Source organism: Streptomyces sp. NBC_00358, from assembly GCF_036099295.1.
GTDB lineage: Bacteria > Actinomycetota > Actinomycetes > Streptomycetales > Streptomycetaceae > Streptomyces.
In genome coordinates, this window is record NZ_CP107976.1 from 4,653,323 (window position 1) to 4,679,044 (window position 25,722).

The window sequence follows — 25,722 nt, forward strand, 5'->3', positions numbered from 1 at the left end:
CGCGGCCCCCGCACGCCTCCCCGGCCCCTCACGGCCGGTACTTCTGGCTCACGAGCACCGCTCCCGAGGTGTCGTACACCGTGACTCTCCGGGGGTCCCAGGACGGAGGGTCGTCCGGGGCCGGGCTGGGCGGCGCCGGGGTCATCACGTACCAGGCGCCCCAGCCGGGCTTGCCCGCGAGGGTGAGTGCGGTGGCGTGGAGGACGCCCGCGGGGGTCGTGACCTCGACGCGGGCCGGCTCGCCCGAGCCGATGAACACCCCGGACAGGAACGTGCGGCCGTCGTTGCGATAGGACGCCTGGAGCGAGACGCGGGGGCCGACCCGGCTGAGGTAGTCGTCCGTGACGCCGTGGGACTGGACGGGCATGCCCGGTTCGGTCCAGCGCGAGCCGTCCTTCGTCAGCCAGATCTCGGTGCCGGACGCCACCCGGACCCGCTCGCCGGACGCCACGACCCGCACCCGCCCGGCGCTCTCGGCGGGAGAGGGAGCAGCGCTGCCGCCGTGGGCGGCGGGCGCGTTCACGGACTCACCGGGCCCGAAGGGAACGCCGTCGCGGATCCCGGCCACGGCGAGCGGCACCAGCAGCGCCCCGCAGGCGGCCCCCAGCACGGCGGTCCTGCGGCGGCGCCGGCGTCGGCGCCCCTCGCGTTCGATGGCGAGCAGCGGCACGGCGGACGGGGTGACGTCGTACGCGGCGTCGGCGAACACCTCGCGCAGCCGCTCGGCCTCGGCCGACATGCGCGCGGAACGGGACGAGTGGTTCATGGGCGTGCTCCGGAGACGAAGGGACGGCCGGCGAACACCGGGTGGGCGCGCAGCGCCTGCAGACCGCGCCGGGCGTGGGTCTTGACGGTGCCGACCGAGCAGCCGAGCAGTTGAGCCGTCTCGGCCTCGCCCAGGTCCTCCCAGTAGCGCAGCACCAGGACGGCGCGCTGCCGCGCCGAAAGCGCGGCCAACGCGGTGTCCAGAGCGGCCCGTTGGGTGACCGCCTCGGCGTGTCCGGGGTCGCGCTGGTGCGCCCGCTCGGGCACGAAGGGCATCAGGAGCTGCGCGACCCGTCTCTTGCGGATGCGGCTGAGGTTGTTGTTGACCAGCGAGCGGCGTACGTAGAAGTCGACGTCGTCGCTCGGGATGCGCCGCCAGCGGGAGTACACCTTGGCCAGCGTGGTCTGGACGAGATCCTCGGCGTCGTGGAAGTCGCCGGTGAGCAGGTGCGCGGTGCGCACCAGGCGAGGCCAGGCAGCACCGGCGTAGGCGGCGAAGTCGCCGCTTTCCGCGGTGGGCCGGGAGGTGTCGGTGAGGCTGTGCGGCACGACCTGCGGTCCCTCGGGTCGGGTGCGTGGGGGGTGGTTCGGGGCGAGGGAGCGATCACCCTCTGCGTCCCGGTCAAAACGGACAACTCCTCGTGATGTGGCTGACGTTCGGGCGACGGGAGGACGCCCCTCCCCCGTACAAACTCCCGGCGCCCCAGGTCCGGATGACACCGCCCGACGATTTTCCGCACGGATGTACGTCAGCCGATCTTCCGCACGGACGCACGTCAGTCACTTTTCCGCGCGGGTGTACGTCAGTTGAGCGCGCTCGCCGCCCGCCATCGGTCCCAGCTCAGGTTCCAGTCGCCGTAGCCGTTGCCGACGGCGACGGTCTCCCGGGAGCCGACGACCGTGACGACGTCGCCGGGGACGACCTCGTCGTAGAACGCCTTCGCGGGGCCGCCGGTGGCGAGTCCGACGCAGCCGTGCGTGACGTTCCGGACCCCGCCGTAGGTGTTCGCCTTCGGGTTCTGGTGGAGGTAGGTGCCCGAGGCGGTGAGGTGCACGGCGTAGTAGTAATAGCCCGCGTACGCGTCGCCGTAGCCGACGGACCGGGAGTTCATGAAGACCCTGGGCGCCTTGTCGGAGACGACCATCGTGCCGTTCCAGGTGTCCATGCCCGGCGCGACCGCGGTGATCGGGACGCGGCGCGACGAACCGGCCGTCTTGAGCGTCATGAAGTGTGTACGGACATCCACTGTGGCGACGAGGGAGCGGCCCACCGTGAAATGCCTAGTGATTCCGGCCCCCACCCGGACGGTCACCGCCGTGCCGGGCTTCCAGTACACGCGGGGCCGGAAGTCGACGCGCTGCCCGTCGGCGAGGTTACGGTCCCGGACCCAGCCCCAGGCCCCCTCGACCTCGGCGGTCACCTTCAACCGTCGTTCCAAATCCGCCCGTTCGGCCATCGGGACCGGATGGTCGAAGGTCACCGATATCGGCATGCCGACGCCCACGGTCTGCCCGTCGGCGATGTTGACGTGCGCGCCCGCCAGGGATGCGAGCGGGGTGGCGGAGGGACTGGGCCGGGCCTTGCCCGCGGGGCTCGCGGTCCCGGTGGCGGCCGGTCCGCCGCCCGGACCGGCTCCCGTGTCCCCGCCGTCCGCCGCCGCCCGCGCCGAACACCCGGTCAGCGCGAGCGCGCACACGGCCGCCGCCGCGCCCCAGGCGCGGGTGGACCGGCCGCGGCCGCCTCTCAGTCCCGTGAACATGGTGATCCCCCTGTTGTGTGTTTCGATGTGCGACGTACGGGACCTGTACGCGCGACGGGGACGGGCGGGTTGCACACGGCCGCCCGAACTGCGGAAATTCCGGCGGGGGGCATGACCGAGGAAGAGTTCGACGCGTTCTACGCGACCGCGTTTCCCCGGCTGACCGGCCAGCTCTACGCGTTCACGGGGGACCACGGCGAGGCGCAGGACGTCGTCCAGGAGGCGTTCGTCCGCGCCTGGGACCGACGGCGGGAGTTCCTCGCCGACGGAGCGCCCGAAGCGTGGATACGGACGGTGGCGACGCGGCTCGCGGTGAGCCGCTGGCGCCGTGCGCGCCGCTGGCTGGAACTGGTGCGGCACACAGGGCCGTCCGACCACGCCCCGGGCCCCGGACCCGAGCGCACCGCGCTCATAACCGCGCTGCGTACGCTGCCCGAAGCACAGCGGATGGCGATCGTTCTGCACCATCTGTACGACTTGAGTGTCGAGCAGGTAGCCTCCGAAACCGGTGCCCCCGTGGGCACGGTCAAGGCCCGGCTCTCACGCGGCCGGACGGCGCTGGCACGGGTGCTCTCGGAGAAATCGGCGGACTCGGTCGGCTCCGCGCGTCCGCTGGACTCCGCGGGCGTGCCGGGCAAGGGGGAGAGGGAGGACGACCGTGTCCGATGAACTCACCTCCGAACTAAGGGAGCTGGCGGCAGAGGGCGAGCGGCTGCCGACGCTGACCGGTGCGGAGATCCGCGGCCGGGCGGTACGCCGCCGACGCCGACGCCGTACGGCACTGGGCGCGGGCGGCGCCTCCGCGGCCGGAGTCGTGGCCCTGGTCGTCGCGGTGAGCCTGGGCGGCGGCACCCCGCACCGGAATCCGCTCCCGGTCGCCAGTCCCACCACCGGCCCGAGCACCGCCTCCGACCGGAGCCTCCCGCCGACGGCGCCGGCGCCGGTCGCCACGATCGACCTGGGCCGACGCGTGGTCTCGGTCGCCGGCCGCGAACTGACGCTCACCTCCGACAGCCTGACGGGTTACGTGCCGACCCTCCGGTCGACGGTCACCGTCAAGAAGGCCTCCATGAAGGTCTCCAGCAGGATCGTCGGACTCGGCGACGCGTACAGCCTCAATGCCTCCTGGGCGGTCGAACTCAGCGCCCCCGACGGCACGACGGACTACGTCGGCGCCATGCCGGGCGACGCGAAGGTCGTCCACGACCAGCCGCGCGGCTGGATCGGCCTGCGCGAGGCCGACGCCAAGTGGCTGTACGAGCGGCTCGCACTCGGCTCGGCGGTCGAGATCAAACCGTCGAGCGGCGGACCCTCCTCGCCGGACCCGGCATCGGCGGACCAGGGCACGGTGACGGCGGGCACGGGCACGGGCCTGGTCACAGGCTCGGGGGCGCCGGACTCCGGAACCTCGGGCCGCTAGCGCGCCGGGCGGGCGCGCCCCCGACACCGGCGTACGCGTCGGCCTGTGCGCCGAAGAGCCCGTCGAGGTGCGCGTCGAGGGCGGCGAACGTCGCCTCGGGCCGCTCGATGTGCGGCAGATGGCCGGCCTCGGCGATCGGCTCGAACCACCCTCGCGCGAACGCCCGCGCGTAGGCCCGCCCGTACGCGGGCGTGACGATCCGGTCGCTCTCGCCCCACAGCACGAGGGCCGGGACCCGCACCCGGCCGAGCCGGTTCAGGAGCTTCGGGTCGTGCATGTACGGGTCGCCGGCCAGCACCCGCATGGTGGCCATGTTGGCCCGCTGGACCGCGATCCGCTCCTCGGTGAGGGTGGCGGGGTCCACGGCGAACCGGGCCGGATCGTGGAAGGAGTACGTGGCGATCTCGTCCGGCCGGAGCCCGAAGACGTCGCGGACCGGCTCGCCCGGGACGGCCACGCCCGCCGCGTTGACCAGGACCAGCGAGCCGATCACGGCGCCGTCGTCGCGGAAGGCCATCTCGGCGGCGGTCCAGCCGCCGAGCGAGGAGCCGACGACGAGGACGTCACGGTGGCCCTCGTCCCTGAGCCAGTGCAGATAGGCGATCGCCAGGTCGTCGACGCCGGTGAACCAGTCGGGGCGCTCGGTCCCGTTCCAGCCGGGGTGCGTGGGCACGACGGCGCGCATTCCGTGCCGGCCGGCCAGATGCCCGGCGATGCCCTGGACGGTGGCGGGCCCGCCACCGCCGTGCAGGACCAGCGCGAGCGGGCCGTCCGCGGGGCCGGTCTCGGTGAGGGTGAGGGAAAGGTCGGGGCGCTGGTGGACGGTACGGGTTCGCATCTCGGTGTCGGTCATGCGCCCCACGGTATCTACGCATACGTATATACGCAACCTTAGATTCTCGATTAGGATGTGCCCATGACCGCGAACCATGGGGACACAGGGACCCGCGCCGCAGCCGAGACGGCCGCTGCCGCCGATGGCGCCGATGTCGACGGTGCCGCCGGGATCAGGACGGCCGCCGGCACCGTCGACCTCGAAGAGCTGGGACGGGCCGTGAAGGAGGCGCAGTACCGGCACCACCGAACGCTCGACACGCGCCTCGCGGCGGTCGGCACCACGCTGGCGCAGTGGGACGCGCTGCGGGCGATCGCCCGTACGCCCGGGGCGTCCGCGCACGAACTGGCGGTGGCGACCTTCCAGGGCGACCAGTCCTTCGGCACCCTCGCCTCACGGCTGGCGGCCCAGCACCTCATCGAGCGCCGGCCCGGTCACGGACGGCGGATAGAGCACCACCTGACGGAGGCCGGGGAACGCGTCCTGGCGGCGGGCCGCGCCGTCACGCGCGATGTCCTCGCCGCGTCCTTCGGCCCGCTCGACGAGGTCGAACGCGCCACACTCCTCGGCCTCTTGCGCCGCATCGGCTCCCCGGGCGAGGCGCTCTAGGAGCCCGTCCGACGCCGAAGGGGTGCGCGTACCGCGTCCGGTGCCGGGGGGAGTCGGCCGCCCCGCCTTCGGTCAGAGCGGGGGCTGGGCCGGGGCCGGGCCCAGGGTCGTCGTGCCCGGGGCGGTGCGGTGGCCGAGGCCGGTCCGGTAGGCGTCCAGGGCCGCCTCCACCCGGCCGGTGCGCCGCAGCAGGTCGCCCAGCAGCCGGCACAGGTCCGCCAGGTCACCAGCCGCGCCGGCCCGCTCCAGCAGGCTCATCGCCCGCACGTAGTTCTCCTCCGCCGCCTCGGTGTCCCGGGCGTCCTCCGCGATGATGCCGAGCAGGCGGTGGGCGGCGGCCGAGTGAATGGCACCCCGCTCGGAGTGCAGATCGCCGAGCACCTGCTGGAGCAGCTCGGCGGCCTCGTCCGACTTGCCGCGCCGGTGCAGCACATCGGCCAGTTCCACCGCGACCTGACTGGTGTAGAGCGCGGCCCGCTTGGCGGAGAGCATGGCCTGCGCCTCGCGCAACTCGCTCTCGGCACGGTCCAGTTCACCGTTCTGTGCGTACAGGTACCCGCGCATCCAGTGGCAGTTGGCGAGCTCGGTGCGGATCTGGAGCTGCCGGTAGAGCTCGGCGGCCTTGGCCAGGGAGGCGTCGGCCTCCACCATCCGCCCCTCGGCGATCATCGTCCGCGCCACCGACCGGTGCATCCGCGCCACCAGGGCCGGGTCACCGACCTGCGGCGCGAGGGCGAGAGCGAACTCGGCGGCCTGGGCGGCGCGGGCGTGCGCGCCCATGTCCATGTAGGGCGCTATCACTCCCGTATAGAGGAGGAGCAGCGCCTCGGGGTCGTGCAGACCGGTCCGGTTGAGCTCGTCCAGGGTGGACTCGAACAGGTAGCAGGAGTAACGGAGTTCACCGGCCAGATAGTGGGAGACCGCCCGGCCGCGCACGGCGGGGACCCGCTGCGGCAGGGGCGCGTCCCCCAGCCGCTGCTCGGACTCCTCGAAACGGCGCTGCGCCGTCTCCAGGTCCCCGGTGTCCAGGGCGCATTCGCCGAGCCCGAGGAGCGCCGCGGCCTGCTCGGCGACCAGCCCGTGGGCCTCCGCCTCCGCGAGGAGCGTGGCGTAGACCTCGGCGGCCGGCTCGGCCTCTCCGGTGGCGAGCGTGCGGTGCGCGTCGGTCAGCCGCAGCCGCAGACCGGTGGCGAGGTGGGCGGGGCGCCCGGTCGCCAGCTCCTCGTACGCGACCCCGAGCCGGCCGGCGATGTGCCGCAGCGCGGGTTCGGAGGCCCGCACCCGGCCGGCCTCCAGAGTGGAGATGTACGCGGGTGTGTAGGCGGGCTCCGCCAGCTGTTTCTGTGTCAAACCGCGTTCCGTACGCAGCTGTTGCACCCTGCGTCCGATGATCTCAGGGTCGTCCCGCTCAGCCATGGGTCAAGCATGCCATCAAGCCGAGTCAACTCAGTCCAGCTTTTGACTACTGTCCGACCCCGGGCCCTCTTGCGACGGGAGCCCACGAGCCTCTACGTTAAGCGCCGGATTAAGCATGCTTAATACGCCGCTGTTGTTGCGAGGTCACCGTGCTCCGACGTATTTCCGCGCGCTACTCCAGGGGGCTCCTGGCCGCCGTCATCGCGGTCGCCGCGCTGGTCACGGCGGCGAACGTCGGCCCTGCGAGAGCTGTCGAACCGACCCCCGCCGTGCACACCGCCCCGTAGCCGGCCGGGCACACCGGCGTTCACCCGGCGTGCCCCCGCGCACCGGACCCGTCAGAGGGTGCCGGCCGCCGCGGCCCCGACGAAGGCGGCGAAGGCACCGGCCGCGACCGTGAAGGCCCCCAGGGCGGGGTTCTTCGAGTCGCGGAGCGCAACGTGGGTGGCCAGGGGGGCCACCTCGACGCACTGGCCTCCGGTGTCGCCGCTGTAGGACGACTTACGCCATCGCGCCGCCGTCAGATCCTGGCTGGTGCCCATAACGCTCCTCCATCACACGAGCGATCAGCTCGGCCGAGGCCTCAACGGACAGGGCAGCGGCCTTCAAATGATCGTATCGGAGGAAGCCTTCCTTGAGACTGGCCGGATTGGCCGTCATATGTCCCTGCACGAAGTCCTCGGTGTAGACGACGTCCGGGTCGCCGTCGAAGCGCAGGAGATTGAACGAGCCCATCAGGCCGGGGTGTTGACCGGCCTCGAACGGCAGCACCTGAACCTGCGTCCAGCCGTCACGACGGAGATGCAACAGACGACCGAGTTGGTCTCGCATGACCGCTGCGCTCCCGATCTGCCGGTGCAGTACGGCCTCGTCCAGCACGACCCATGCCACGGGCGGTTCGTCCCGGGCCAGGACCCGCTGCCGCTCCATCCGGGCGGCCACCTTGGCGTCGAGGTCCGCTTCACTCCGGGATCCCAGTACTGCCCGCGCATAGCCCGGGGTCTGAAGAAGTCCGTCCACCAACTGGGCCTGGAAGGAGTAGATATAGGCGGCCCTCGCCTCCATTTCCGCGTAGGCCTGGAACCAGGTCGGCAACTGGCTCCGGAGTACCAGCCCGATGAGACGGGAGAACGCCCCGCCCGTCAGCAGGGCCGCGTCGATGCGCTCGGCGAAGTCCCGGGTCGGCACCTTGTGGGCGGTCTCGACCTGGCCGATCAGGGAGCCGGTGCAGAAGATGATGTCGCCCAGCTCGCCCTGTTTCAGCCCCGCGGCCTCTCTCAGCCGCCGCAGTTCCGAACCGAAGTAGTCCAACGGGGAAGCACTGGGGTCCAGTTCGCGGATGTTGGGCATGGAAGTTCACCCCCGGGTCCGAACGCCGAGCGGCGTTCCCTTCGACTTGTAGCCGAGCGTAACCGTCCCACTCCACGCTGGAGTCGTGAATCACGCAACTGACCTGCCGAACGGGACGATCGACGCGAGGTACGGCATCCGTTTCACCGTGGGCGAGCATTCGGCGCGGCATCTGCGCCGGATCCTGAAGGCTTACCTGGTCGCCTGGGAGATGCCGGAGCTGACGGAGGCGGCGGCCCTGGCGCTGACCGAGCTGCTCGCGAACGTCGTCCGTCATGTGCCCGGCCGGAGCGCCGCGCTGCTGATGCTGCGGCGCGCGAACGGTGTACGGGTGGAGGTGACCGACACCTGCCCCCGGCCGCCTCTGTCCACAGCGGTGGACGGCGAACTCGCGGAGGGCGGACGCGGACTGCTGATCGTGGACGCGGTGACCGACCGGTGGGGCTGGCATCCGCTGCCCGGACGCGGCAAGACGGTCTGGTTCGAGTGCCACACCACCGGGTGACGCGGCCGGACCCGCCGGACCCTCCCAGCGGCCGGGAGACGAGCGGCAGCGGCGCCGGAGTCGTACGAGAGCGTCGATTCCCCCGTACGAGGGACCCGTGGCGCCTAGGCTGGCCCGGTGACCTCTGCCGCCGCCCGCACCGCGCTGGACCTCACCGCCGACCTCCCGGTCCTGGCCCTGGAGGACTTCTACCGGGACCTGCACCGGCATCCCGAGCTGTCGCTGCGCGAACACCGCACGGCCGCCGCCCTCGCCGGGCGGCTGCGCAAGGCCGGGTACGACACGACCGAGGGCGTGGGCGGTACGGGCGTCGTGGGCGTCCTACGGAACGGGGACGGGCCCACCGTCCTGCTGCGCGCCGACATGGACGCGCTGCCCGTCACCGAGGAGACCGGGCTGGCGTACGCCTCGGAGACCGACGGCGTGATGCACGCCTGCGGTCACGATCTGCACGTCACCTGGCTGGCCGGTGCGGCGGAGGCGCTCGCCGCCGGGCGCGACACCTGGAACGGCACACTGGTGCTGGTCGGGCAGCCCGCCGAGGAGACCGGCGAGGGCGCGGCCCGCATGGTCGCGGACGGGCTCCACGAACGGTTCCCGCGCGCCGACGTCCTGCTCGGCCAGCACGTGGCCCCCGGCCCCGCCGGGCTGTACGCGCACTCCCCGGGCCTGATCATGTCCGCCTCGACCGACATCGACATCGTGGTGCGCGGGCGGGGCGGGCACGGTTCTCGGCCCGAGGCGACCGTCGACCCGGTGGTGACGGCCGCGTACATCGTGACGCGGCTCCAGACCGTCGTCAGCCGGGAGATCGCGGCCCGGGAGTCCGCCGTGCTCACGGTGGGACGGATCGAGGCCGGCACCCGGCACAACATCATCCCGTCCGAGGCCCGGATCGCCCTGAACCTGCGGACCCAGTCGCAGGACACGCGCGAGCGGATGATCGCGGCCGTGCGGCGCGTCACGGCGGGCGAGTGCGCGGCGGCCGGCTGCCCGAGCGAGCCGGAGATCACCGTCGGCAACGACTTCCCGGTGACCGTCAACGACGCCGACACCGACCGGCGGATCGCCGCCGTGCACAGCGAGGTCTTCGGTGCCGGGACGGTTCTCGACCCCGGTCCGGCCATGGGCAGCGAGGACTTCTCGCGGCTCGCGACCGGTGGAATCCCGTACGCCTACTGGTTCGTGACGAGCACTCCGGCCGACGTGTGGAACGCGGCGCCGGGCGGCGACGACCTCATGACCCGGCTCGCGGCCGTGCCCAGCAACCACAGTCCGCACTTCGCCCCCGACCTGTCCACGGTCGCGCCCGGCGTGCGGACCCTGGTGTCTGCGGCCCTGGCCTCGCTCTCGTCCGGCGGCTGAACTCCCCGCCGCCGGGCCCGCCTTCTCACGCCTGCGTCTGCAACTGGCGCAACTGCTGCCGGACATGGTCCAGCGCGCCCTCCCGGCGTCCGGGCACACGCTGCCTCAACCGGGCCAGCTCGGCGCCCAGTTCACGGGCCCGCACCGGATCACCGATACGGCCCCACTGGTGGTGCGCGCGGTCCACGGCCGACTCCACCTCCGGGGCGTCCGCGGCCTGCCCCGCGTCCAGCCGGGTCCCCGCGAGGGCCAGCCAGGCACGGCAACTGCGCTCCGGGTCCCCCGCGAACATCGCCAGGTCCGCCCGTACCTCCACCCAGTGCAGCACCTGCTCGGAGCCGGGCCCGTGGGCGCGCAGCGCCTCCCGCTCCCGTCTCCCCGCCAGCGCGAGCGCGTCGTCGTGCCGTCCGTCCCGGACGGCGGCGGTGATCTCCCCGTGGGGATCGGAGCCTGGTGAACCCACCTGTCGGGCCGCCTGGCCGGGAAGCGTCACGGGCGACGCGGACGGAACCGGCGGGGGAGCGGCCGGCATCGTCGGCAGGGCGCTCGCGGCCGTCGGCGGAACCGGCGGCGAGGGCGGCACCGTGCGCGGCGGTGACGTCACCGTGGTGAACCCCGCTTCCGGGGGCCAGGGCCGGCCCGCCCACGACTGCCCGTGCGCGAACACCAGGTCGGCCTCCCCCGGCCGGGCCGGCTCCTCGCCCGCTGTCCTCGACAGCGCCTGCTCGTGGAGCTGGAGCAGGGGCGGGCGGTGACCACTGCGCAGCAGGGTGGCGACGGCTCTCATGTACGCGGGCTGGGCCACCGTACGACGGGGCGGCGGCGGGGCCACCCGGCCGTACAGCGCGGTCGACGGGCCCACCGTCAAAGGGCGCCCGGCGAGGAGCGTCCAGGTGTCCGCGTCCGTGCGCAGGTCGACGAAGACGGTCGTCGACCCCGGTGGGCGCAGCCGGAGTTCATCGGCGATCCAGTGCCAGGGGAAGGCCGTGTAGCGGACCGTCGCCGGGGTGGTGCGGGCCAGCGCCAGGTGCGGAAGCCGCTGGCGGCGGTCCAGTTGGAGCTGCCCCGTCACGAACATCGTCAGTGGTCCGGGAGCCGTCGCCGCCGCGCGCAGCCTGGTCAGCACGGCCTGCGGTTCCAACGGGTCGGCCAGTTCGACGATGTTCGCGGTGTCGGTGCCCGACAGCACGGACGGGGCGACGGCAGCGAGCACGGGGAGCACGGACGCCGCGTCCACCAGACATCCCTTGCCGACCGGCGAGGCCGCGAGGAGCAGCACGGTTCCGGGCATAGGTTCCCTCCCCCATCCATCAGGTACGTCAGCACCGTAACGGCTGCGCATGCAAAGGGGGGACGCGAAGAACCCGGACGTCCGGCCGGTCCCGGGACCCCGGAGTCCGCTTCCGGCTCCCCGCTACGCCGGGCGCGCGCCGCGTGCCCGCCTCCGTACGGCGAAGATCGTCGTGTCGTCGGCGAGCCGGCCGCCGCAGTGCTCCAGGGTGCCGTCGCGCACGAACCGGACGAGCAGATGCGGGTCGGCGGTACCCGGGTCCCGCGCCACCTCCTTCGTGAGGGCGTCGCGGAGCGGGAAGAAGTCGCCCGCCGCGTCACGGGCCTCCGTCACCCCGTCCGTGACCAGCAGCAGCGTCTCGCCGGGCGCGAGCGGGACCCGGAGCACCTGCGGCGGCTCGGGCGTCAACTCGCCGAGACCGAGCGGGAGTCCTTCCCCGTACGGCAGGCTCCGTACACCCTCGGCGGTGATGACGAGGGGAGCCTCGTGGCCGAAGTTGACGACTTCGACGGTGTCCGGTGTCTCCTCGGGGAAGGCGACCAGGACCCCCGTCGCGAAACGGCCGCCCTCGTCCCGGCCGAGCGCCGCGCAGTAGCCGACGTGCCGCAGCATCCGGACCTCGAGACGGCCGGCGACCTCGTCGAGGACCCGCTCGTGGTAGGCCGCCTCGCGGAACGTGCCGAGCAGCGCGGCCGCCGCCTCCACCGCCGCGAGCCCCTTGCCCTGGACGTCACCGAGCAGCAGGCGGGTGCCGTGCAGACCGGGCTGGATGTCGTAGAAGTCGCCGCCGACCCGGGCCTCGCTGTCGGCGGCGAGGTACACGGCCGCGTGGTCCAGGCCGCCCCAGCCCGGCGGCATCGGACGCAGCACGGTGCGCCGGGTCGTCTCGGCGATGTCCCTCATGCGCATCATGCGCCGCTCGCCGCGCACCCGCACCGAGCAGGCGAGGACCGCGAGGACACCGCCCGCCAGGACGAGGATGAGATCGGGCAGACCCGTCCGGTACTGGTGCGGCCACGAGAGGTCCACGGCGACGTAGGTGAGCAGCGCCAGCACGGCGAAGGCCACCGTGCCCGGCACCCCGCAGATCGCGGCGGCGACGGCCGGTACCAGCGCCACCCAGGAGATGAGCCGGAACCTGCCGGAGGTGTTCGCGTCGAGCAGCACGATGCCGAGGAGCAGCAGCAGCGGCACCCAGGCGAAGCCGCGCCCGCGCGGCCACAGGGTTTTCCGCTGCTGGACGGCGTCCGGCCGCCCTGCGAGGGGGAGTCGGCCGAGTACGGGTCTCCGGTCGGCCACCTCGCCGTACCGCCTCCTCTTGTCGTGCTCTCAGTAGGCGACGGACATACGGCCGTGCGGGTGAATGGGCATCTCCAGTTGGTCGACGAAGGCCATCGCGTAGTCCTCGGCGCTGATCCGGCTCTGCCCGGACGCGTCGGTGAGCATGCGGTCGCCGCCGATCCTGAAGTCACCGGTGCGTTCACCGGGACCGATCTCGGCGGCGGGTGAGATGTAGGTCCAGTCGAGGTCGTCGACGTCGGCCCGCAGATAGGCGAGGGCGTCGCGGTGGGCCAGCGCCTCCGGAAGATAGGCCTCGGGGAAGTCGGGCTGGTCGCAGGCGGCCTCACCGGGCGCGACCTCCAGGGTGCCCGCGCCGCCGACGATCACGAGCCGGTGCACCCCGGCCGTCCGTACGCCGTCCACCAGGGACTGGTTGAGGGCGAGGAAGGGTTCACGGGGGTCCGAGCCGTCCCGGGGCGGGACGCAGGCCGACCCCACCGCGTCCGCGCCGGCCACCAGCTCGGCGACCTTCGCCGGGTCCGCGGCATCGGCCGCGGTCGCGGCGACCCCGGGGACCGGGGACTGTCCGGACCGGCTGACGGCGACGACCTGGTGTCCGCGCGCCGAGGCCTCCGTGGCGATACGGCTGCCGACCATGCCGGTGGCACCAAAAAGTACGAGCTTCATGCACCTCAGCGAAGCACGCGACCATGATCACCGCATCCCGGCGGCCCGCCGGAAGAGCGTTCCGCGGGGGTCCGATCGGGGTGCCGTCCCGAGTTGCCAGGGGCTGCGACGAGGTGTGACCTGGAAGGCGGGGGCGAGCAGAGAGGAGTCCTTCCCATGGCTCAAGCCGCACCCGTGTCAGGGACACCACGTACAACCGGATCGACCGACGTCTTCGGGGCACAGACCCACATGATCGCGAAGTGGGCCGTACCCGTCGCAGGCGGACTCGTCTACGGCTTCTGGGCCGCCAACATCAACCGGAACGCCGGCGCCGTCACGGGCTGGAACGTGCTGTTCGGCTTCGTGTGCGCCATCGCGTTCGCGGCGGCCTACATCGGCGTCCGGACGGTGGCGCCCACGCTGCGGCGCGAGATGCACGCGCTGGTGTGGGCGGTGTTCGCGGGCTGCGCGTTCGGCTTCCTGTACAGCCAGACCGACGCGACCGTCCTGCGGTCCGTGTTCATGTCGCTGCCGGTGGCCGTGGGTGTGTTCGCCGTGGCCTTCTACCGCTACTACACGCACGAGGACGCGGCGGGAAAGGCGAGCTGACACCGTGTTCCGCCGTTCCGCCGTTCCGGCGTCGAGCCGACGCCGGAACGGCACACGGCACACAGCACACGAGGCCCCGGCTGACCGCCGGGGCCTCGTGCGTCTCCCTCACTCACCTACTCACCTGCCACCTGGGACCCAGTCCCAGGAGTTCGAGGAGGAGCCGGACACGGTCCAGCTCCACGAGCTGGAGACGGTGAAGGTCCAGGAGCCGGAGGCGGTCACGCTCCAGCCGGGGTCGTCGGCCGGATTGCGGTTGTTGTCCCAGTGCGCGTTGTGCCACACCCCGTCCTTCTGGTCGGGGCACGGGTCCGAGCAACCGGGCACCGAGTGGCCGCCGGTGTCGACGAAGGCCGCGCTGGCCCAGGCGTGGGCGCCGACGAGCCAGTACCAACTGGTGGTTCCGGACACGCTCTGCCCGCGTACCGCGCACTCGACGCGGTCCTGGCTGCCCGGTGAGAGCGAGCCGACGACGGGTGAACTCGTGCTGGGCTGAAGACGCAGGTTCAGTTCTCCACGGGAGACGACGGTGCCCCAGACGGGACTGCCGGAGCCGCCACCGTCGCCGGTGTGCGCCGACGGGACCGCCGCCATGGAGGTGCCGGCGGCCGCGACGGTCAGTACACCGCCGCTGAGCAGGGCCGCGGCGAGAGTCCGCAGGGCCGGGGTGGTGCGCATATCGGCCTCCTTTTTCCCCAGATCCAGGAAACACCCGTTCGGGTGAGGGCTCCACCGGAGCGGTCACAGGCCTTGGGGCCACTGGGACGCACGGGGGTGAGCGGCGCCCCCGGAGGGCCCCGGCAAGGACCGGCACGGGGGCACGGGCGGTCCCGCGCGCCCGGCGGCTCCCCGTTCGGCTTGCCGGCTGCGCCCATTTGCAGTCACCCCGGTCGCGGACGGCCGCCGGGGGGCCTTGCCTGAGGACGTGTCCCCTCGTGTCCGGAGCGCGCTGTCGGCCGTGCTGATCGTGCTCGCCTGCCTCCTCGCGCCGCTCGGCGCGCTGTCGACGTGGGCGATGTACGGGCTCGGCGATTCCGACCGGTACGAGGCCACCATGGCGCCGCTGGCCGCGGACGACGACATCCGCGACGCGATCACCGCCGGCGTCACCGACGACATCCTGCGCGAAGTCCACGTACGGCCAAGGCTCCAGGGGCCGGTGAACCACTTCGTGCGGGACGCCGTGCGCTCGTTCACCGGGACCGAGGCGTACCGCACGGCGTGGGAGGCCGCCAACATGGCCGCGCACGACGCCGTGATGCGGGCGCTGCGCGAGGACCGCGAGGGTGCGGTGACCGTCGACCTCGCGCCCGTCACCGAACAGGTCAAACGCCGACTGGCCGACGACCACATGCCGTTCGCCAACCGGATCCCCGTCGAGCACACCGAGATCACCGTGCTGGAGGCCGAGGACCTGGCCCGGCTCCGGAAGGGGTTCCACGTGCTCGAAGTCGCCGGTTTCTGGCTGCCGGTGGCGGCGGTCGTCTTCGCCGCGGCCGGGATCGTCATCGCCGTGCGCCGCCGCCGGGCGGTCCTCGCGACGGGCCTCGGCACCGCGCTGGGCGCCGCGCTGCTCGGCGCCGCGATCACCGTCGGCCGCAGGCTCACCCTCGACGACCTGCCGCCCGACGTGTCCCGTATGGCCGCGGGCGCTGTGTACGACGCCCTCACCGAGACCCTCCGGTTCGTCAGCTGGCTGCTGCTGGCCGTGGGTCTGACGGTGGCGCTGACCTCCGCCCTGGCCGGCGCGTACACGCGCTACCGGCGGCGGACGGCCGAGACGCCCCTGCAGGCCCCCGCCGAACAGTCGACGGGCGTCGGCGCCTGACCACGCGCCGAGCCCACGGCCGGCCGGACCGCCCATCGGGCGGCCCTCCACCGCCGCGACCCGTCCTCGGGGGAGACTCCGGCCATCCCACCAGGCATCCCACCGGGCATCCCACGCGGACGAGCGGAGTCGCCGCGGATCAACGGCGCCGACCACCGCGGGTGCCCCCGTCGTCGGCGCCACCCTCCACCGGCGGAACCGAACCGGGAGACACACCGGGAAACCGCCATACTTGCGGCATGTCCCGCGAGTTCCCCATCGGCCTCACCCCTCCCGACTGGCTGGTCAGGAACCTCAAACCGCAACGGGCGCCCCTCAACCGGGCCGCCGCCGTCCGCGCAGCCGTCGCCCTGTCGCTCCCCCTCGCCGTCGGCCTCGCCTGCGGAGAACCCGCGTACGGCGCGCTGGCCTCCATGGGCGCGCTCTCCGGCGTCATCAGCGACACCGCCGACGCGTACCGCATGCGGATCTTCAACATCGCCGTCCCGCAGTTCTTCGGCGCGATCGGCGTCACGATCGGCGCCGCGGTCTTCGGGCACGGCTGGGCCGCCGTCGCCACCCTGACCGGGGTCGCCCTGGTCTCCGGGATGATCTCGTCGATCGGTGCCGTCGCCTCCGTCACCGGACTGCTGCTGCTCCTCAACTGCGTGATCGGCGCCGGACTTCCGCTGCCCGGAGCCTGGTGGCTAGCCCCGCTGCTGATGTCCGGCGGCGGCCTCCTCGTCCTCGCGCTGACCCTGCTCGCCTGGCCGCTGCGCTCGGGCGTGCCGGAGCGGTCCTCCGTCGCGAGCACCTACCGCACGGTCGCGGACCTGCTCGCCGCGAGCGGCACCGAGGACTACGACCGTCTCCGCCTGGCCGTCACCCAGTCGCTGAACGAGTCGTACGACGTGGTGCTCGCCCGGCGCGTCTTCCACCACGGCCGCAGCCCCGACCTCGTCCGGCTGCTCGCCCAACTGAACGCCGTCACCCCCGTCGTCGAGGCCGCCCCCGCCGCGCACCAGCGGGGCACGCCGCTGCCCGCCGCGATCCCCGACGCCGTGCGCGGGCTCGCCGTGACCGTCGAGACCGGCGGCACCGGTCCCCCGGACCTGCGGCTGCCCGCCCCGGCCGACGAGACCGAGCGCGCCGTGGACCACGCGCTTCGGCACGCCGCCGGTGTCGTGACGGACCGGTCCCCGGACCCGCACACCCTCGACGACCGCCTCGGCCGGCCCGCCACGCTCCGCGTCCGCGCCGCCCGCGCCACCCGCAACGTCCTGCTGTCCGGGGCCTCCTGGCGCTACGGCACCCGCCTCGCCCTGTGCATCGGCCTGGGCCAGGTGCTGGTGTCGACCGTCGCGGTGCCGCGCTCGTACTGGGTCGCGCTCACCATCACCTTCGTCATGAAGCCCGACTACGGCTCCGTGTTCTCCCGGGCACTGCTGCGCGCGCTCGGCACGGTCGCGGGCCTCGTGGTGGCGGCGGCCGTGCTGACCGTGGTGCCGCGCGGCTGGTGGGACGTACCCGTGCTGATGGTCCTCGCCGCGCTCATCCCGGCCCTGACCCCCCGCGGCTACGGCTATCAGACCGCCGCCATCACCCCGGTGATCCTGCTGTTGTCCGACATCCTCAACCACCAGGGCACCGGGCTCATCGTCCCCCGCCTCGCCGACTCCCTCATCGGCTGCGCCATCGCCCTGGTGGCCGGGTACCTCCTCTGGCCGGAGAGCTGGCACGCGCGAGTCGGCGACCGGCTCGCGGACGCGGTCGCCGACACCGCCGGATATGTCGAGCTGGCCTTCGGGGACGCCGCCGAGCCGGCGGCCCGCGCCCGCAGCAGGCGCCGTCTGTACCGCGACCTGTCCTCCATCCGTACGGAGTTCCAGCGCGCCCTGACCGAACCGCCCCCGAACGGGCGCCGGGCCGCCGCCTGGATGCCGCTCGTCGTGGCCGTCGAACGGATCGTGGACACGACGACCGCGGCCCGGGTCCACGTCAAGCAGGGCGCGGCCGAGCCGTCAGCCGTCGAGATCTCCACCATCGCGCGCCAGTTGCGGGAGCTGTCCGAGGGGCTGCGCGGGACGGACGTGCTCGTCGCCGTCCGCACGGATCTCACCGGGCCCTCGGAGAGCGTGCTCGAACCGGTGCGGCAGGAGGTCGCGGCGGCCAGGGCGATCGCCTCGCCGCACTGACCGGAACGGAGCGGCCGAAGCAGGCTCGGGGTGGGGCCTGAGCGGGGCCGGAGCCCGGGACACGCTTTACCCTCCCCTTGCCATCCGTTCACACAAGCGTGACCCTGGGGAAGGGTGCTTGGCGGAAGCCAGAATTCCGACAAATCCCCATGACGGGAAAGTGAACCCCTGGGCGCCGCAAGGGGGTTGACGTGACGGTCTCCCGGTATGCCGCCCCTGCCGAAGATCACCATCTATGGCCGCTAACCTTACGTGTCCGTCCTGGCCAGGGATTGACGGGATCAACTCACGCGAAGGGTTGCGCACATGGGCATTCTCACTCTCCTGCGGAATGCGTTCGGCCGCTCACGCAAGGGTCGTGACGCCGACGCGGAGACCTCGCGAGAGGCCACGTCGAACGCGACGGTCCCGGCTCCCGCCGCGGAGCCGACGATTTCCCCCGAGGCCGAGCCGGCCTCCACCCCCGTACCGGAGGCCGCGGCGACCGTCCCGGCCCCCGCGTCCGAGCCCACGCCCTCCGTGGTCGACGAGTTGGTGTCGGCCGCCTTCGACAACGTCACGGTACCGAAGCAGTCCACTTCCCCGTCCGCGGAAGAAACCCCCACCAACCCGGAGCCGGCCGTCGAGCCGACGCCAGCCGGCGAGGCCGAGGCCGCCGTCGAGCCCAGAGCCGAGGCCGAGCCGGTCGCCGAGGCGGAGCCGGTCGTCGAGACCGTGCCCGCCGTCGAGGCGGAAGCCGCTGTCGAGCCCGAGGCGGAGCCCGCCGTCGAGGCGGAGCCGGTCGTCGAGACCGAGCCCGCCGTCGAGGCGGAAGCCGCTGTTGAGCCCGAGGCGGAGCCCGTCGTCGAGGACGAGGCGGAGCCCGTTGCCGAGCCCGAGGCCGCCGCGGAGGCGGAGACGGTCGTCGAGACCGTGCCCGTCGTCGAGGCAGAGGCCGTTGCCGAGCCCGAGGCGGAGCCGGTCGTCGAGGTGGAGCCCGCCGTCGAGCCTGAGGCTGCCGCGGAGGCGGAGCCGGTCGTCGAGACTGTGCCCGCCGTCGAGGCGGAAGCCGCTGTCGAGCCCGAGGCGGAGCCCGTCGTCGAGGACGAGGCGGAGCCCGTTGCCGAGGAGGTCACCCCGGTGACCGAGCAGGTGGACGAGCCCGCGGTCGCCGACGGCGAGGACGCCCCGCAGGTCGAGCCCGCCGCCGACATCGAAAGCCGCACGGGTGGTGCGGGTGGGAACGACGACGCCGAAGGCGAAGCCGAGGCGGAGCCGGTCACGGCCGAGGCGGAGCCCGCCGCGGAGCCCGAGGCTGAAGCCGTGGCGGAGCCCGTCGCGGCGGCGCCGGGTGCGCCCGGCGTAACGGCGTCCGACGTCAAGGCGCAGGCCCCGGCCCTGGTCACGGCGTACCAGGAAGCGGCCACCGCGCTCCAGAAGCGGAACCTCACCGACACCCGCGCCAAGGTCTACCTCGTCCTCGACCGCTCGTCGTCCATGCGCGCCTACTACAAGGACGGCTCCGCCCAGGCCCTCGGCGAGCAGGCCCTCGCCCTCGCCGCCCACCTGGACCCGGAGGCGACCGTCCACGTCGTCTTCTTCTCCACCGAGCTGGACGGCACCGGCGCCCTCACCCTGACCGAGTACGACAACAAGGTCGACGACCTGCACGCCGGCCTCGGCCGCATGGGCCGTACGAGCTACCACGCAGCCGTGGAGGAAGTCGTCACCCACCACCAGAAGTCGGGCGCCACCGTCCCGGCCCTGGTGATCTTCCAGACGGACGGCGCCCCGGACGCCAAGACCCCCGCCACCCAGTCCCTCACGGACGCGGCGAAGGACCACCCGGGCGTCTTCTTCTCCTTCGTGGCCTTCGGTGAGCACGACAACAAGGCCTTCGACTACCTCCGCAAGCTGAAGACCGGGAACACGGCCTTCTTCCACGCGGGCCCGACCCCGCGCGAACTGACGGACGTCGAGGTCTACGACGGCGTGCTGGAGAACTGGCGCCCGTAGTCCCCCGCGCACCGAACACCCCGGGCCGCCCCCTTCCCACGCCTTAAAACGGGAAGCGGGCGGCCCACCCATGTCGGCTACGATTTCAAGGTTCACCGGCGACGGCCCGCCCACCGGAAATCCGGCGCGATCGTCACCCCACGTAGCGACTTGGGAGCAGCCCGCGATGGCTCGACACCTCATCACCAGCGCCCTTCCGTACATCAACGGGATCAAGCACCTGGGCAACATGGTGGGGTCCATGCTCCCGGCGGACGTGTACTCCCGGTACCTCCGCCAGCGCGGCCACGACGTCCTGTACATCTGCGCGACGGACGAGCACGGCACGCCCGCCGAGCTGGCGGCCAAGGAGCGCGGTCTGCCGGTCGACGAGTTCTGCGCGCAGGCGCACGACGCGCAGAAGGCGGTGTACGACGGCTTCGAGCTGGCCTTCGACTACTTCGGCCGCAGCTCCAGCCCGGAGAACCGCGAGATCACCCAGCACTTCGCGCGCCGCCTGAACGAGAACGGCTTCATCGAGGAGCGCGCGATCCGCCAGGTGTACTCGCCCACCGACGGCCGTTTCCTCCCGGACCGCTATGTCGAGGGCACCTGCCCGCACTGCGGTTACGACAAGGCCCGCGGCGACCAGTGCGAGAACTGCACCCGCGTGCTCGACCCCACGGACCTGATCAACCCGCGTTCGGCGATCTCGGGCTCGACGGACCTGGAGGTCCGCGAGACGAAGCACCTCTTCCTCCTCCAGTCCAAGCTCCAGCACGAGGTCGAGGAGTGGGTGGCCCGGCACGAGTCGGAGTGGCCGCAGCTCGCCTCCTCCATCGCCCGCAAGTGGCTGACCGAGGGCCTGCACGACCGCGCGATCACCCGTGACCTGGACTGGGGCGTCCCGGTCCCGTCCGACACCTGGCCGGAGCTGGCGGCGGAGGGCAAGGTCTTCTACGTCTGGTTCGACGCCCCGATCGAGTACATCGGCGCGACGAAGGAGTGGTCCGACCAGGACACCGATCACCGCGACTGGAAGTCCTGGTGGTACGACGCGGACTCCGGCGAGAACCCGGTCCGCTACACGCAGTTCATGGCGAAGGACAACGTGCCCTTCCACACCGTGATGTTCCCGGCCACCGAGCTGGGCGTGCGCGAGCCGTGGAAGAAGGTCGACTACGTCAAGGCCTTCAACTGGCTGACGTACTACGGCGGGAAGTTCTCCACGTCCCAGAAGCGCGGCGTCTTCACCGACCACGCCCTGGACATCCTGCCCGCCGACTACTGGCGCTACTTCCTCATCGCCAACGCCCCCGAGTCGGACGACTCGTCGTTCACCTGGGAGCACTTCACGACCACGGTCAACAAGGACCTGGCCGACACCCTCGGCAACTTCGTCAACCGCGTCCTGTCCTTCTCCAAGAAGCGCTTCGGCGAAGAGGTCCCGGCGGGCTCGGAAGCCGGCGAGGCCGAGGCGAAGCTGGGCGTGGAGATCGCGGGCCTGCTCGCGGAGTACGAGACCCAGATGGAGGCCCTCCAGTTCCGCAAGGCCGCCGCCGCGCTGCGCGCCCTGTGGTCCGCGGGCAACTCCTACCTGGAGGAGAAGGCCCCCTGGCTGGAGATCAAGACCAGCCCCGAGGGCGCGGCGCTGACGCTCCGTACGGCGATGAACCTGATCCACCTCTACTCGGTGGTCTCGGAGCCCTTCATCCCGGCGTCCGCCCGCGCGATGCGCTCGGCCTTCGCCCTCGCGGACGACACGGCGGTCTGGGTGACGCCGGACGAGGCCCGCGCCCTGGCCTTCGTCCCCTCCGGCACCCCCTTCACGGTTCCCCCGGTCCTCTTCGCCAAGATCACGGACGAGGACCTGGCCTCGTACAAGGAGCGCTTCGGCGGCGCTCCGGAGTAGCCACGACCGCTCGACGGGAGCCCGGGAACGATCCGTTCCCGGGCTCTTCGCGTGCCACGGATCTCCCGCGGCCGTCCGGTGAACATCACCCCACCAGCGGCTTTACCGTACCCTGACCATCGGACCGACCGTCACCTCCTGTTAGCATCCGCGCACTTGTACGAGGGCGGGGGCTCTCGTGGGGAGGGACAGTTCGCATGGGCAGACACGCCCCGGGACGGCGCGGCCTTGCCGCGGCCGTCTCCTCCATAGCGGTCGCCGTGGCGGCCGCCACCATCGCCGTACTGCCGCAGAACGGCGCCTCGGCGGACCCGGCCGCACCGGCCGGGACCGCCTCCGAGATCACCCTGACCGACCCTGCCGGCACGCAACCGCGCGCCGACCGCCCGCTGGTGGCCGGCGCGAGCGGCTTCCTGCACCGGCAGACCGGGATCACGGGGCTGCTGTGGACGGACTACGCCACCGGCACGAGCACGGTCGTCCGGACCTCCGACGGCGTGTACGCGCCCACGGGTACCTGCGCGAGCCTCGGCTCGTCGACCTGCCCCACCGCCTGGTACGGCGGCGACGGCGACCTGGTCGCGCTGCCGTCGGCCGGTTCCGTGGCCCTGTGGGACCCGGCGACCCGGACGACGTCGTCGTTCACCTCGGACGAGGCGTACCGGGGGCTGGCCGGACGGACGGTCCTCACCGAGTCGTCGGTGCACGACCTCGTCGACGGCGCCTGGCGCTCCCGCGCCATCACGCCCGATTGGATGCGGATCACCTCGGGCGCGGTCACGGCCGCCGACGCACACGGCGTGCTGTTCAAGGTCGACAGCTACCTGTACTACCTCGACCTCGCGACGGCCACCGCCACCAGGGCCTTCTCCGGCATGGACGCGCGGCCGTACACCGTCCTCGGTGGCGACCGGATCGGCTGGTACGACGCGGCCGGCGGCAAGCTGCACGTCAAGCCCCGCACGGACCCCGAAGCCGACGAGCAGGTGATCGACCTGCCCTCGCCCGGTGCCCAGCTCGACGGCGCCCCCGTGCTCTCCGGCGACTGGCTGCTGGTCCCGCTGCACACCGGCACCGGGACCAGCACGCTGCGGGCCGACTCCCTGAAGGACGGCTCCTCGCAGACCCTGGAGGACAAGGCGGGGGCGTACGTGCTCCGTGCGTCCGGCGACACCGCCCTCGTCACCGGCGGCAGCGGCGCGAGCGACTGGTGGGTGCGGCGCTTCACCGAGGCCGCCGACGGCACGCCCGGCCTGGAGCAGCTCGCCCAGGTCCCGGCGACGGAGAACGCGAAGACCGGCCTGGCGCTCAGCCGGGGCTACCTCCGCGTGGCCGAGGACAACCCCTCCAGCACCTCCGACACCACCTCGTGGCGCACCATCGGCAGCGTCGGCGGCCAGTTGACGCCGACCGCCGCCACGGAGAGCGGTTCGGTCAGCCCCAAGTGCCCGTACGCCGGCACCACCTGCTCGGCGATGTGGGGCAACTACGGCAACGGGCCCAGGGACGTCTACCTCGACACCTACTACGACGGTGACGAGGGCGGCAGCGGCCTGTCCAACGCGGACCGGCTCGTCACGATCGGCTACAACCCCCTGGAGTTCCACACCGCGGGCGGCGCGATCGTCGACGTCTCCGACGACTACGCCGTCTACAACTCGGGCGGCTCGGCCCCGATGCAGTACATCGGCGAGTTCGGCCAGGGACAGAAGCTGAAGCGCTCCGTGCGCGCCGCCGCCCTGAACGGCTCCACCCTGTGGGGCGCCTCCACCACCGGCAAGCTGACCTCCTACAGCCTGACCGAGGACAAGACCCTCGCGACGGTGACCGTTCCGGGCATGTCCTGCGTGCCGGGCGAACTCCAGGCGGCGGGCCGCTGGGTGTACTGGGCGTGCGGCGACGGCTCGGCCGGCGTGTACGACACCAAGGCCGCCACCTCCCGCGCGGTGAGCGGCGGCGACGTACTGCTCGGCGACGGCTTCACCGTCCGCCACGACCGCACCGCAGGCACCCTGGTGCTGACGGACGCGGCCACCGGCACCAGCCGCGTCCTCGCGACCGATGTCGCCGACACCGGCCTCGCCATGGACCGCCGCTTCAAGTGGACCGTGGACGAGTACACGGGCCTGGTGGCCTGGACCGACCTGTACGAGCGGACGCACGTCGCCCGGACCGGCGTCACCCCGTCGGCCGTGACGGCCTTCAAGACCGAGGCGACGGACTCCGCCGACCCCACGATGCCCTTCCACGGCTCCTGGCTGCTCTCCCGCCCCGTCACCTCCTGGTCGGTCACCTTCGCCTCGGTCCAGAGCGGCGCGAAGGGCAAGGCCACCCACACGGTCACCGGGGGCGCGTCCACCGCCTCGGTGGGCACGAGCTGGTTCGGCACGACGGTCGACAACGCCCGTTTCCCCAACGGGGAGTTCACCTGGACCCTCAAGGCCACCGGCATCGGCACCGCTTCGGCGGTCACCGCGTCGACCGGCAAGGGCTTCCTCCTGAGCGGCACACCGGTACGGCACGACTTCGCCAGCCCCGACGGGCCCGACGGCCGCGGCGACCTCCTCATCCTGAACTCCTCGGGCGGCCTCACCTTCCAGACGGGCACCGGCACCGGGAAGTTCGGCGAGAAGATCAGCGGTTCCGGCTGGGCCGCCGGCATCAAGGCCGTGCCGTTCGGCGACCTCGACGGCGACCGCTGCAACGACGTCCTCGTCCGGCTGAGCAGCGGCGCCCTTCGCGCGTACAAGCCGCACTGCGGCGCCCCGGTCACCCCGAAGACGTCGTACACCACGCTCGCGAGCAGCGGCTGGACGCAGTACGACGTCCTGACGTCGCCCGGCGACGTGAGCGGCGACGGCCGACCCGACCTGATCGCGCGCGCCGCGTCCACCGGGACCGTCTACCTCTGCAAGGGGACGAGCACGGGCACGCTGTCCGCCCGCGTGAAGCTCTACGACAACTGGAAGGGCTACAAGAAGATCGTCGGCGCCGGTGACCTCGACGGCGACGGCATCGGCGACCTGCTCGCGCAGGACACGTCCAACACCCTCTACCGCTACAGCGGCAAGGGGGACGGAACCTTCGCCGCGCGCGGGAAGGTGTTCGGCGACTGGGGCGGCTCCTACGACGCCGTCGTCGTCGTCGGTGACATCACCGACGACGGCCGGGCCGACCTGGTCTCCCGGGACACCTCCGGCAACCTCTACCGCAACAGCGGGGACGGCAAGGGGTCGTTCGGTTCGCGCACCCGGATCGCGACCGGCTGGAGCGGTTACCGGTCCCTCTCCTGACACGCCTGACCTGCGAAAGGGGGCACGGGACCATCGGTCCCGCGCCCCCTTCGTCTTGGTACCGGACTCGTGAAGACCCGGCAAAGAGCCGGGAAAAAGACTGTCTGTCCGGTCCCTCCGATCCGGAGTGGACCCCGGCGCCGCGAACGCCTCGACCACCCGTATGGTTTCCGCCATGGCAGTCCCCGAGGTCATCCCGATCGCCTACGAACCGAAGCGCCGCACCGAGACAATCGGCCGGTACGCGGACGGTCAGTTCCTGGCGTCGATCACGTACGCCTTCCCCGAAGGGTTCCGTCCCGACGACGGCTGGGAAGAGCACAAACGTCTGTACACGGTGCTCCACACCTTCGACTCCGAGGGTCGCTACCGCGACTCGGAGGTCTGGTGCGCCGGCACGTGGGCCGAACAGCAACGAGCCGCCCAGGGCGAATACTCGGTGCTGTCACGCGCCCGCGTCCATCTGGCGAAACTGCTGCGCAGCCTGCCCCGGCGCTCGTACACGGACATCGCGATCCGGCCGTTCCAGCTCACCGTCGACGGCGTGCTGTTCGGTCTGCTCACCGGTGTGGACGAGGGCGAGGCCTGGGCCGAGCTGTACCCGGACCGCCTCGGCTTCTCCGAGCCGTGGGACGGCACGTACGACACCTGAGCGGCCCCTTCCTC

At 72.5% G+C, this 25,722-nt stretch carries 24 protein-coding genes; 13 read left to right on the forward strand and 11 right to left on the reverse strand.

The window, feature by feature from the left end; genetic code table 11:
- Nucleotides 1-28 precede the first annotated feature (28 nt).
- From OHT01_RS19615 to OHT01_RS19625, 3 genes are all read right to left on the reverse strand, one after another.
- Complete coding sequence (locus OHT01_RS19615; RefSeq protein WP_328554436.1) at nt 29-766, reverse strand: hypothetical protein; 738 nt, start codon at nt 764-766, stop codon at nt 29-31.
- A complete protein-coding gene (locus OHT01_RS19620) occupies nt 763-1,314 on the reverse strand; it encodes a SigE family RNA polymerase sigma factor (RefSeq protein WP_328554437.1) in 552 nt (183 codons plus the stop codon). The genes OHT01_RS19615 and OHT01_RS19620 overlap by 4 nt, the downstream gene beginning before the upstream one ends.
- Before the next feature lie 254 nt (nt 1,315-1,568).
- Nucleotides 1,569-2,525: a L,D-transpeptidase gene (locus OHT01_RS19625; RefSeq protein WP_328554438.1), complete on the reverse strand. Its 957-nt coding sequence runs from the start codon at nt 2,523-2,525 to the stop codon at nt 1,569-1,571.
- Nucleotides 2,526-2,636: 111 nt separating this feature from the next.
- Between OHT01_RS19625 and OHT01_RS19630 the strand changes: the two genes are divergently transcribed.
- Complete coding sequence (locus tag OHT01_RS19630; RefSeq protein WP_328554439.1) at nt 2,637-3,194, forward strand: SigE family RNA polymerase sigma factor; 558 nt, start codon at nt 2,637-2,639, stop codon at nt 3,192-3,194.
- Nucleotides 3,184-3,945 carry a L,D-transpeptidase family protein gene (locus OHT01_RS19635; protein WP_328554440.1) on the forward strand — a complete coding sequence of 254 codons (762 nt, stop codon included), beginning with the start codon at nt 3,184-3,186 and terminating at the stop codon, nt 3,943-3,945. Before OHT01_RS19630 ends, OHT01_RS19635 begins: the two co-directional genes overlap by 11 nt.
- Here OHT01_RS19635 and OHT01_RS19640 read toward each other — a convergent pair.
- Nucleotides 3,902-4,798: an alpha/beta fold hydrolase gene (locus OHT01_RS19640; RefSeq protein WP_328554441.1), complete on the reverse strand. Its 897-nt coding sequence runs from the start codon at nt 4,796-4,798 to the stop codon at nt 3,902-3,904. The two genes, OHT01_RS19635 and OHT01_RS19640, sit on opposite strands and share 44 nt — an antisense overlap.
- A gap of 153 nt (nt 4,799-4,951) precedes the next feature.
- On the opposite strand from OHT01_RS19640, the gene OHT01_RS19645 reads away from it, so the two are divergent.
- On the forward strand, nt 4,952-5,389 hold the full coding sequence (locus tag OHT01_RS19645) for a MarR family winged helix-turn-helix transcriptional regulator (RefSeq protein WP_443043536.1): 438 nt from the start codon (nt 4,952-4,954) through the stop codon (nt 5,387-5,389).
- Between the two features lie 72 nt (nt 5,390-5,461).
- Here the strand turns inward: OHT01_RS19645 and OHT01_RS19650 are convergent, their stop codons facing one another.
- On the reverse strand, nt 5,462-6,805 hold the full coding sequence (locus OHT01_RS19650; protein ID WP_328554443.1) for a helix-turn-helix domain-containing protein: 1,344 nt from the start codon (nt 6,803-6,805) through the stop codon (nt 5,462-5,464).
- Nucleotides 6,806-6,954: 149 nt separating this feature from the next.
- Between OHT01_RS19650 and OHT01_RS19655 the strand changes: the two genes are divergently transcribed.
- The gene (locus tag OHT01_RS19655) at nt 6,955-7,092 is read left to right on the forward strand and encodes a hypothetical protein (RefSeq protein WP_328554444.1); all 138 of its coding nucleotides are present in this window, start codon (nt 6,955-6,957) and stop codon (nt 7,090-7,092) included.
- A gap of 51 nt (nt 7,093-7,143) precedes the next feature.
- On the opposite strand, the gene OHT01_RS19660 is transcribed toward OHT01_RS19655, so the two are convergent.
- Complete coding sequence (locus tag OHT01_RS19660) at nt 7,144-7,347, reverse strand: DUF397 domain-containing protein (protein WP_328554445.1); 204 nt, start codon at nt 7,345-7,347, stop codon at nt 7,144-7,146.
- Nucleotides 7,307-8,155: a helix-turn-helix domain-containing protein gene (locus tag OHT01_RS19665; RefSeq protein WP_328554446.1), complete on the reverse strand. Its 849-nt coding sequence runs from the start codon at nt 8,153-8,155 to the stop codon at nt 7,307-7,309. The genes OHT01_RS19660 and OHT01_RS19665 overlap by 41 nt, the downstream gene beginning before the upstream one ends.
- Before the next feature lie 85 nt (nt 8,156-8,240).
- On the opposite strand from OHT01_RS19665, the gene OHT01_RS19670 reads away from it, so the two are divergent.
- Complete coding sequence (locus tag OHT01_RS19670) at nt 8,241-8,660, forward strand: ATP-binding protein (protein ID WP_328554447.1); 420 nt, start codon at nt 8,241-8,243, stop codon at nt 8,658-8,660.
- Nucleotides 8,661-8,777: 117 nt separating this feature from the next.
- Nucleotides 8,778-10,025: an amidohydrolase gene (locus OHT01_RS19675; RefSeq protein ID WP_328554448.1), complete on the forward strand. Its 1,248-nt coding sequence runs from the start codon at nt 8,778-8,780 to the stop codon at nt 10,023-10,025.
- 25 nt (nt 10,026-10,050) lie between these two features.
- On the opposite strand, the gene OHT01_RS19680 is transcribed toward OHT01_RS19675, so the two are convergent.
- The 3 genes from OHT01_RS19680 to OHT01_RS19690 all read right to left on the reverse strand — a co-directional run bounded on the left by OHT01_RS19680 (nt 10,051) and on the right by OHT01_RS19690 (nt 13,284).
- Nucleotides 10,051-11,316, reverse strand: coding sequence for a hypothetical protein (locus OHT01_RS19680; protein ID WP_328554449.1), 1,266 nt, complete (start codon nt 11,314-11,316; stop codon nt 10,051-10,053).
- 123 nt (nt 11,317-11,439) lie between these two features.
- Nucleotides 11,440-12,615, reverse strand: a complete 1,176-nt coding sequence (locus OHT01_RS19685) for a PP2C family protein-serine/threonine phosphatase (RefSeq protein ID WP_328554450.1) — start codon at nt 12,613-12,615, stop codon at nt 11,440-11,442.
- A gap of 30 nt (nt 12,616-12,645) precedes the next feature.
- A complete protein-coding gene (locus OHT01_RS19690; RefSeq protein WP_328554451.1) occupies nt 12,646-13,284 on the reverse strand; it encodes an NAD(P)-dependent oxidoreductase in 639 nt (212 codons plus the stop codon).
- Between the two features lie 156 nt (nt 13,285-13,440).
- Here OHT01_RS19690 and OHT01_RS19695 point away from each other — a divergent pair, with 156 nt between their 5' ends.
- Nucleotides 13,441-13,875, forward strand: coding sequence for a hypothetical protein (locus tag OHT01_RS19695; RefSeq protein WP_328554452.1), 435 nt, complete (start codon nt 13,441-13,443; stop codon nt 13,873-13,875).
- 120 nt (nt 13,876-13,995) lie between these two features.
- Here OHT01_RS19695 and OHT01_RS19700 read toward each other — a convergent pair whose 3' ends face one another.
- The gene (locus OHT01_RS19700; RefSeq protein WP_328554453.1) at nt 13,996-14,553 is read right to left on the reverse strand and encodes an SH3 domain-containing protein; all 558 of its coding nucleotides are present in this window, start codon (nt 14,551-14,553) and stop codon (nt 13,996-13,998) included.
- Nucleotides 14,554-14,800: 247 nt separating this feature from the next.
- Here OHT01_RS19700 and OHT01_RS19705 point away from each other — a divergent pair, with 247 nt between their 5' ends.
- The 6 genes from OHT01_RS19705 (at nt 14,801) to OHT01_RS19730 (ending at nt 25,708) form a co-directional block, all read left to right on the forward strand.
- Nucleotides 14,801-15,703 carry a hypothetical protein gene (locus tag OHT01_RS19705; protein ID WP_328554454.1) on the forward strand — a complete coding sequence of 301 codons (903 nt, stop codon included), beginning with the start codon at nt 14,801-14,803 and terminating at the stop codon, nt 15,701-15,703.
- Nucleotides 15,704-15,942: 239 nt separating this feature from the next.
- Complete coding sequence (locus tag OHT01_RS19710; RefSeq protein WP_328554455.1) at nt 15,943-17,877, forward strand: FUSC family protein; 1,935 nt, start codon at nt 15,943-15,945, stop codon at nt 17,875-17,877.
- A gap of 306 nt (nt 17,878-18,183) precedes the next feature.
- Complete coding sequence (locus tag OHT01_RS19715) at nt 18,184-19,872, forward strand: VWA domain-containing protein (RefSeq protein ID WP_328554456.1); 1,689 nt, start codon at nt 18,184-18,186, stop codon at nt 19,870-19,872.
- Between the two features lie 166 nt (nt 19,873-20,038).
- A complete protein-coding gene (gene metG, locus OHT01_RS19720) occupies nt 20,039-21,763 on the forward strand; it encodes a methionine--tRNA ligase (RefSeq protein WP_328554457.1) in 1,725 nt (574 codons plus the stop codon).
- 197 nt (nt 21,764-21,960) lie between these two features.
- Complete coding sequence (locus tag OHT01_RS19725) at nt 21,961-25,056, forward strand: FG-GAP repeat domain-containing protein (protein ID WP_328554458.1); 3,096 nt, start codon at nt 21,961-21,963, stop codon at nt 25,054-25,056.
- 175 nt (nt 25,057-25,231) lie between these two features.
- A complete protein-coding gene (locus OHT01_RS19730; RefSeq protein WP_328554459.1) occupies nt 25,232-25,708 on the forward strand; it encodes a hypothetical protein in 477 nt (158 codons plus the stop codon).
- Nucleotides 25,709-25,722: the final 14 nt, after the last annotated feature.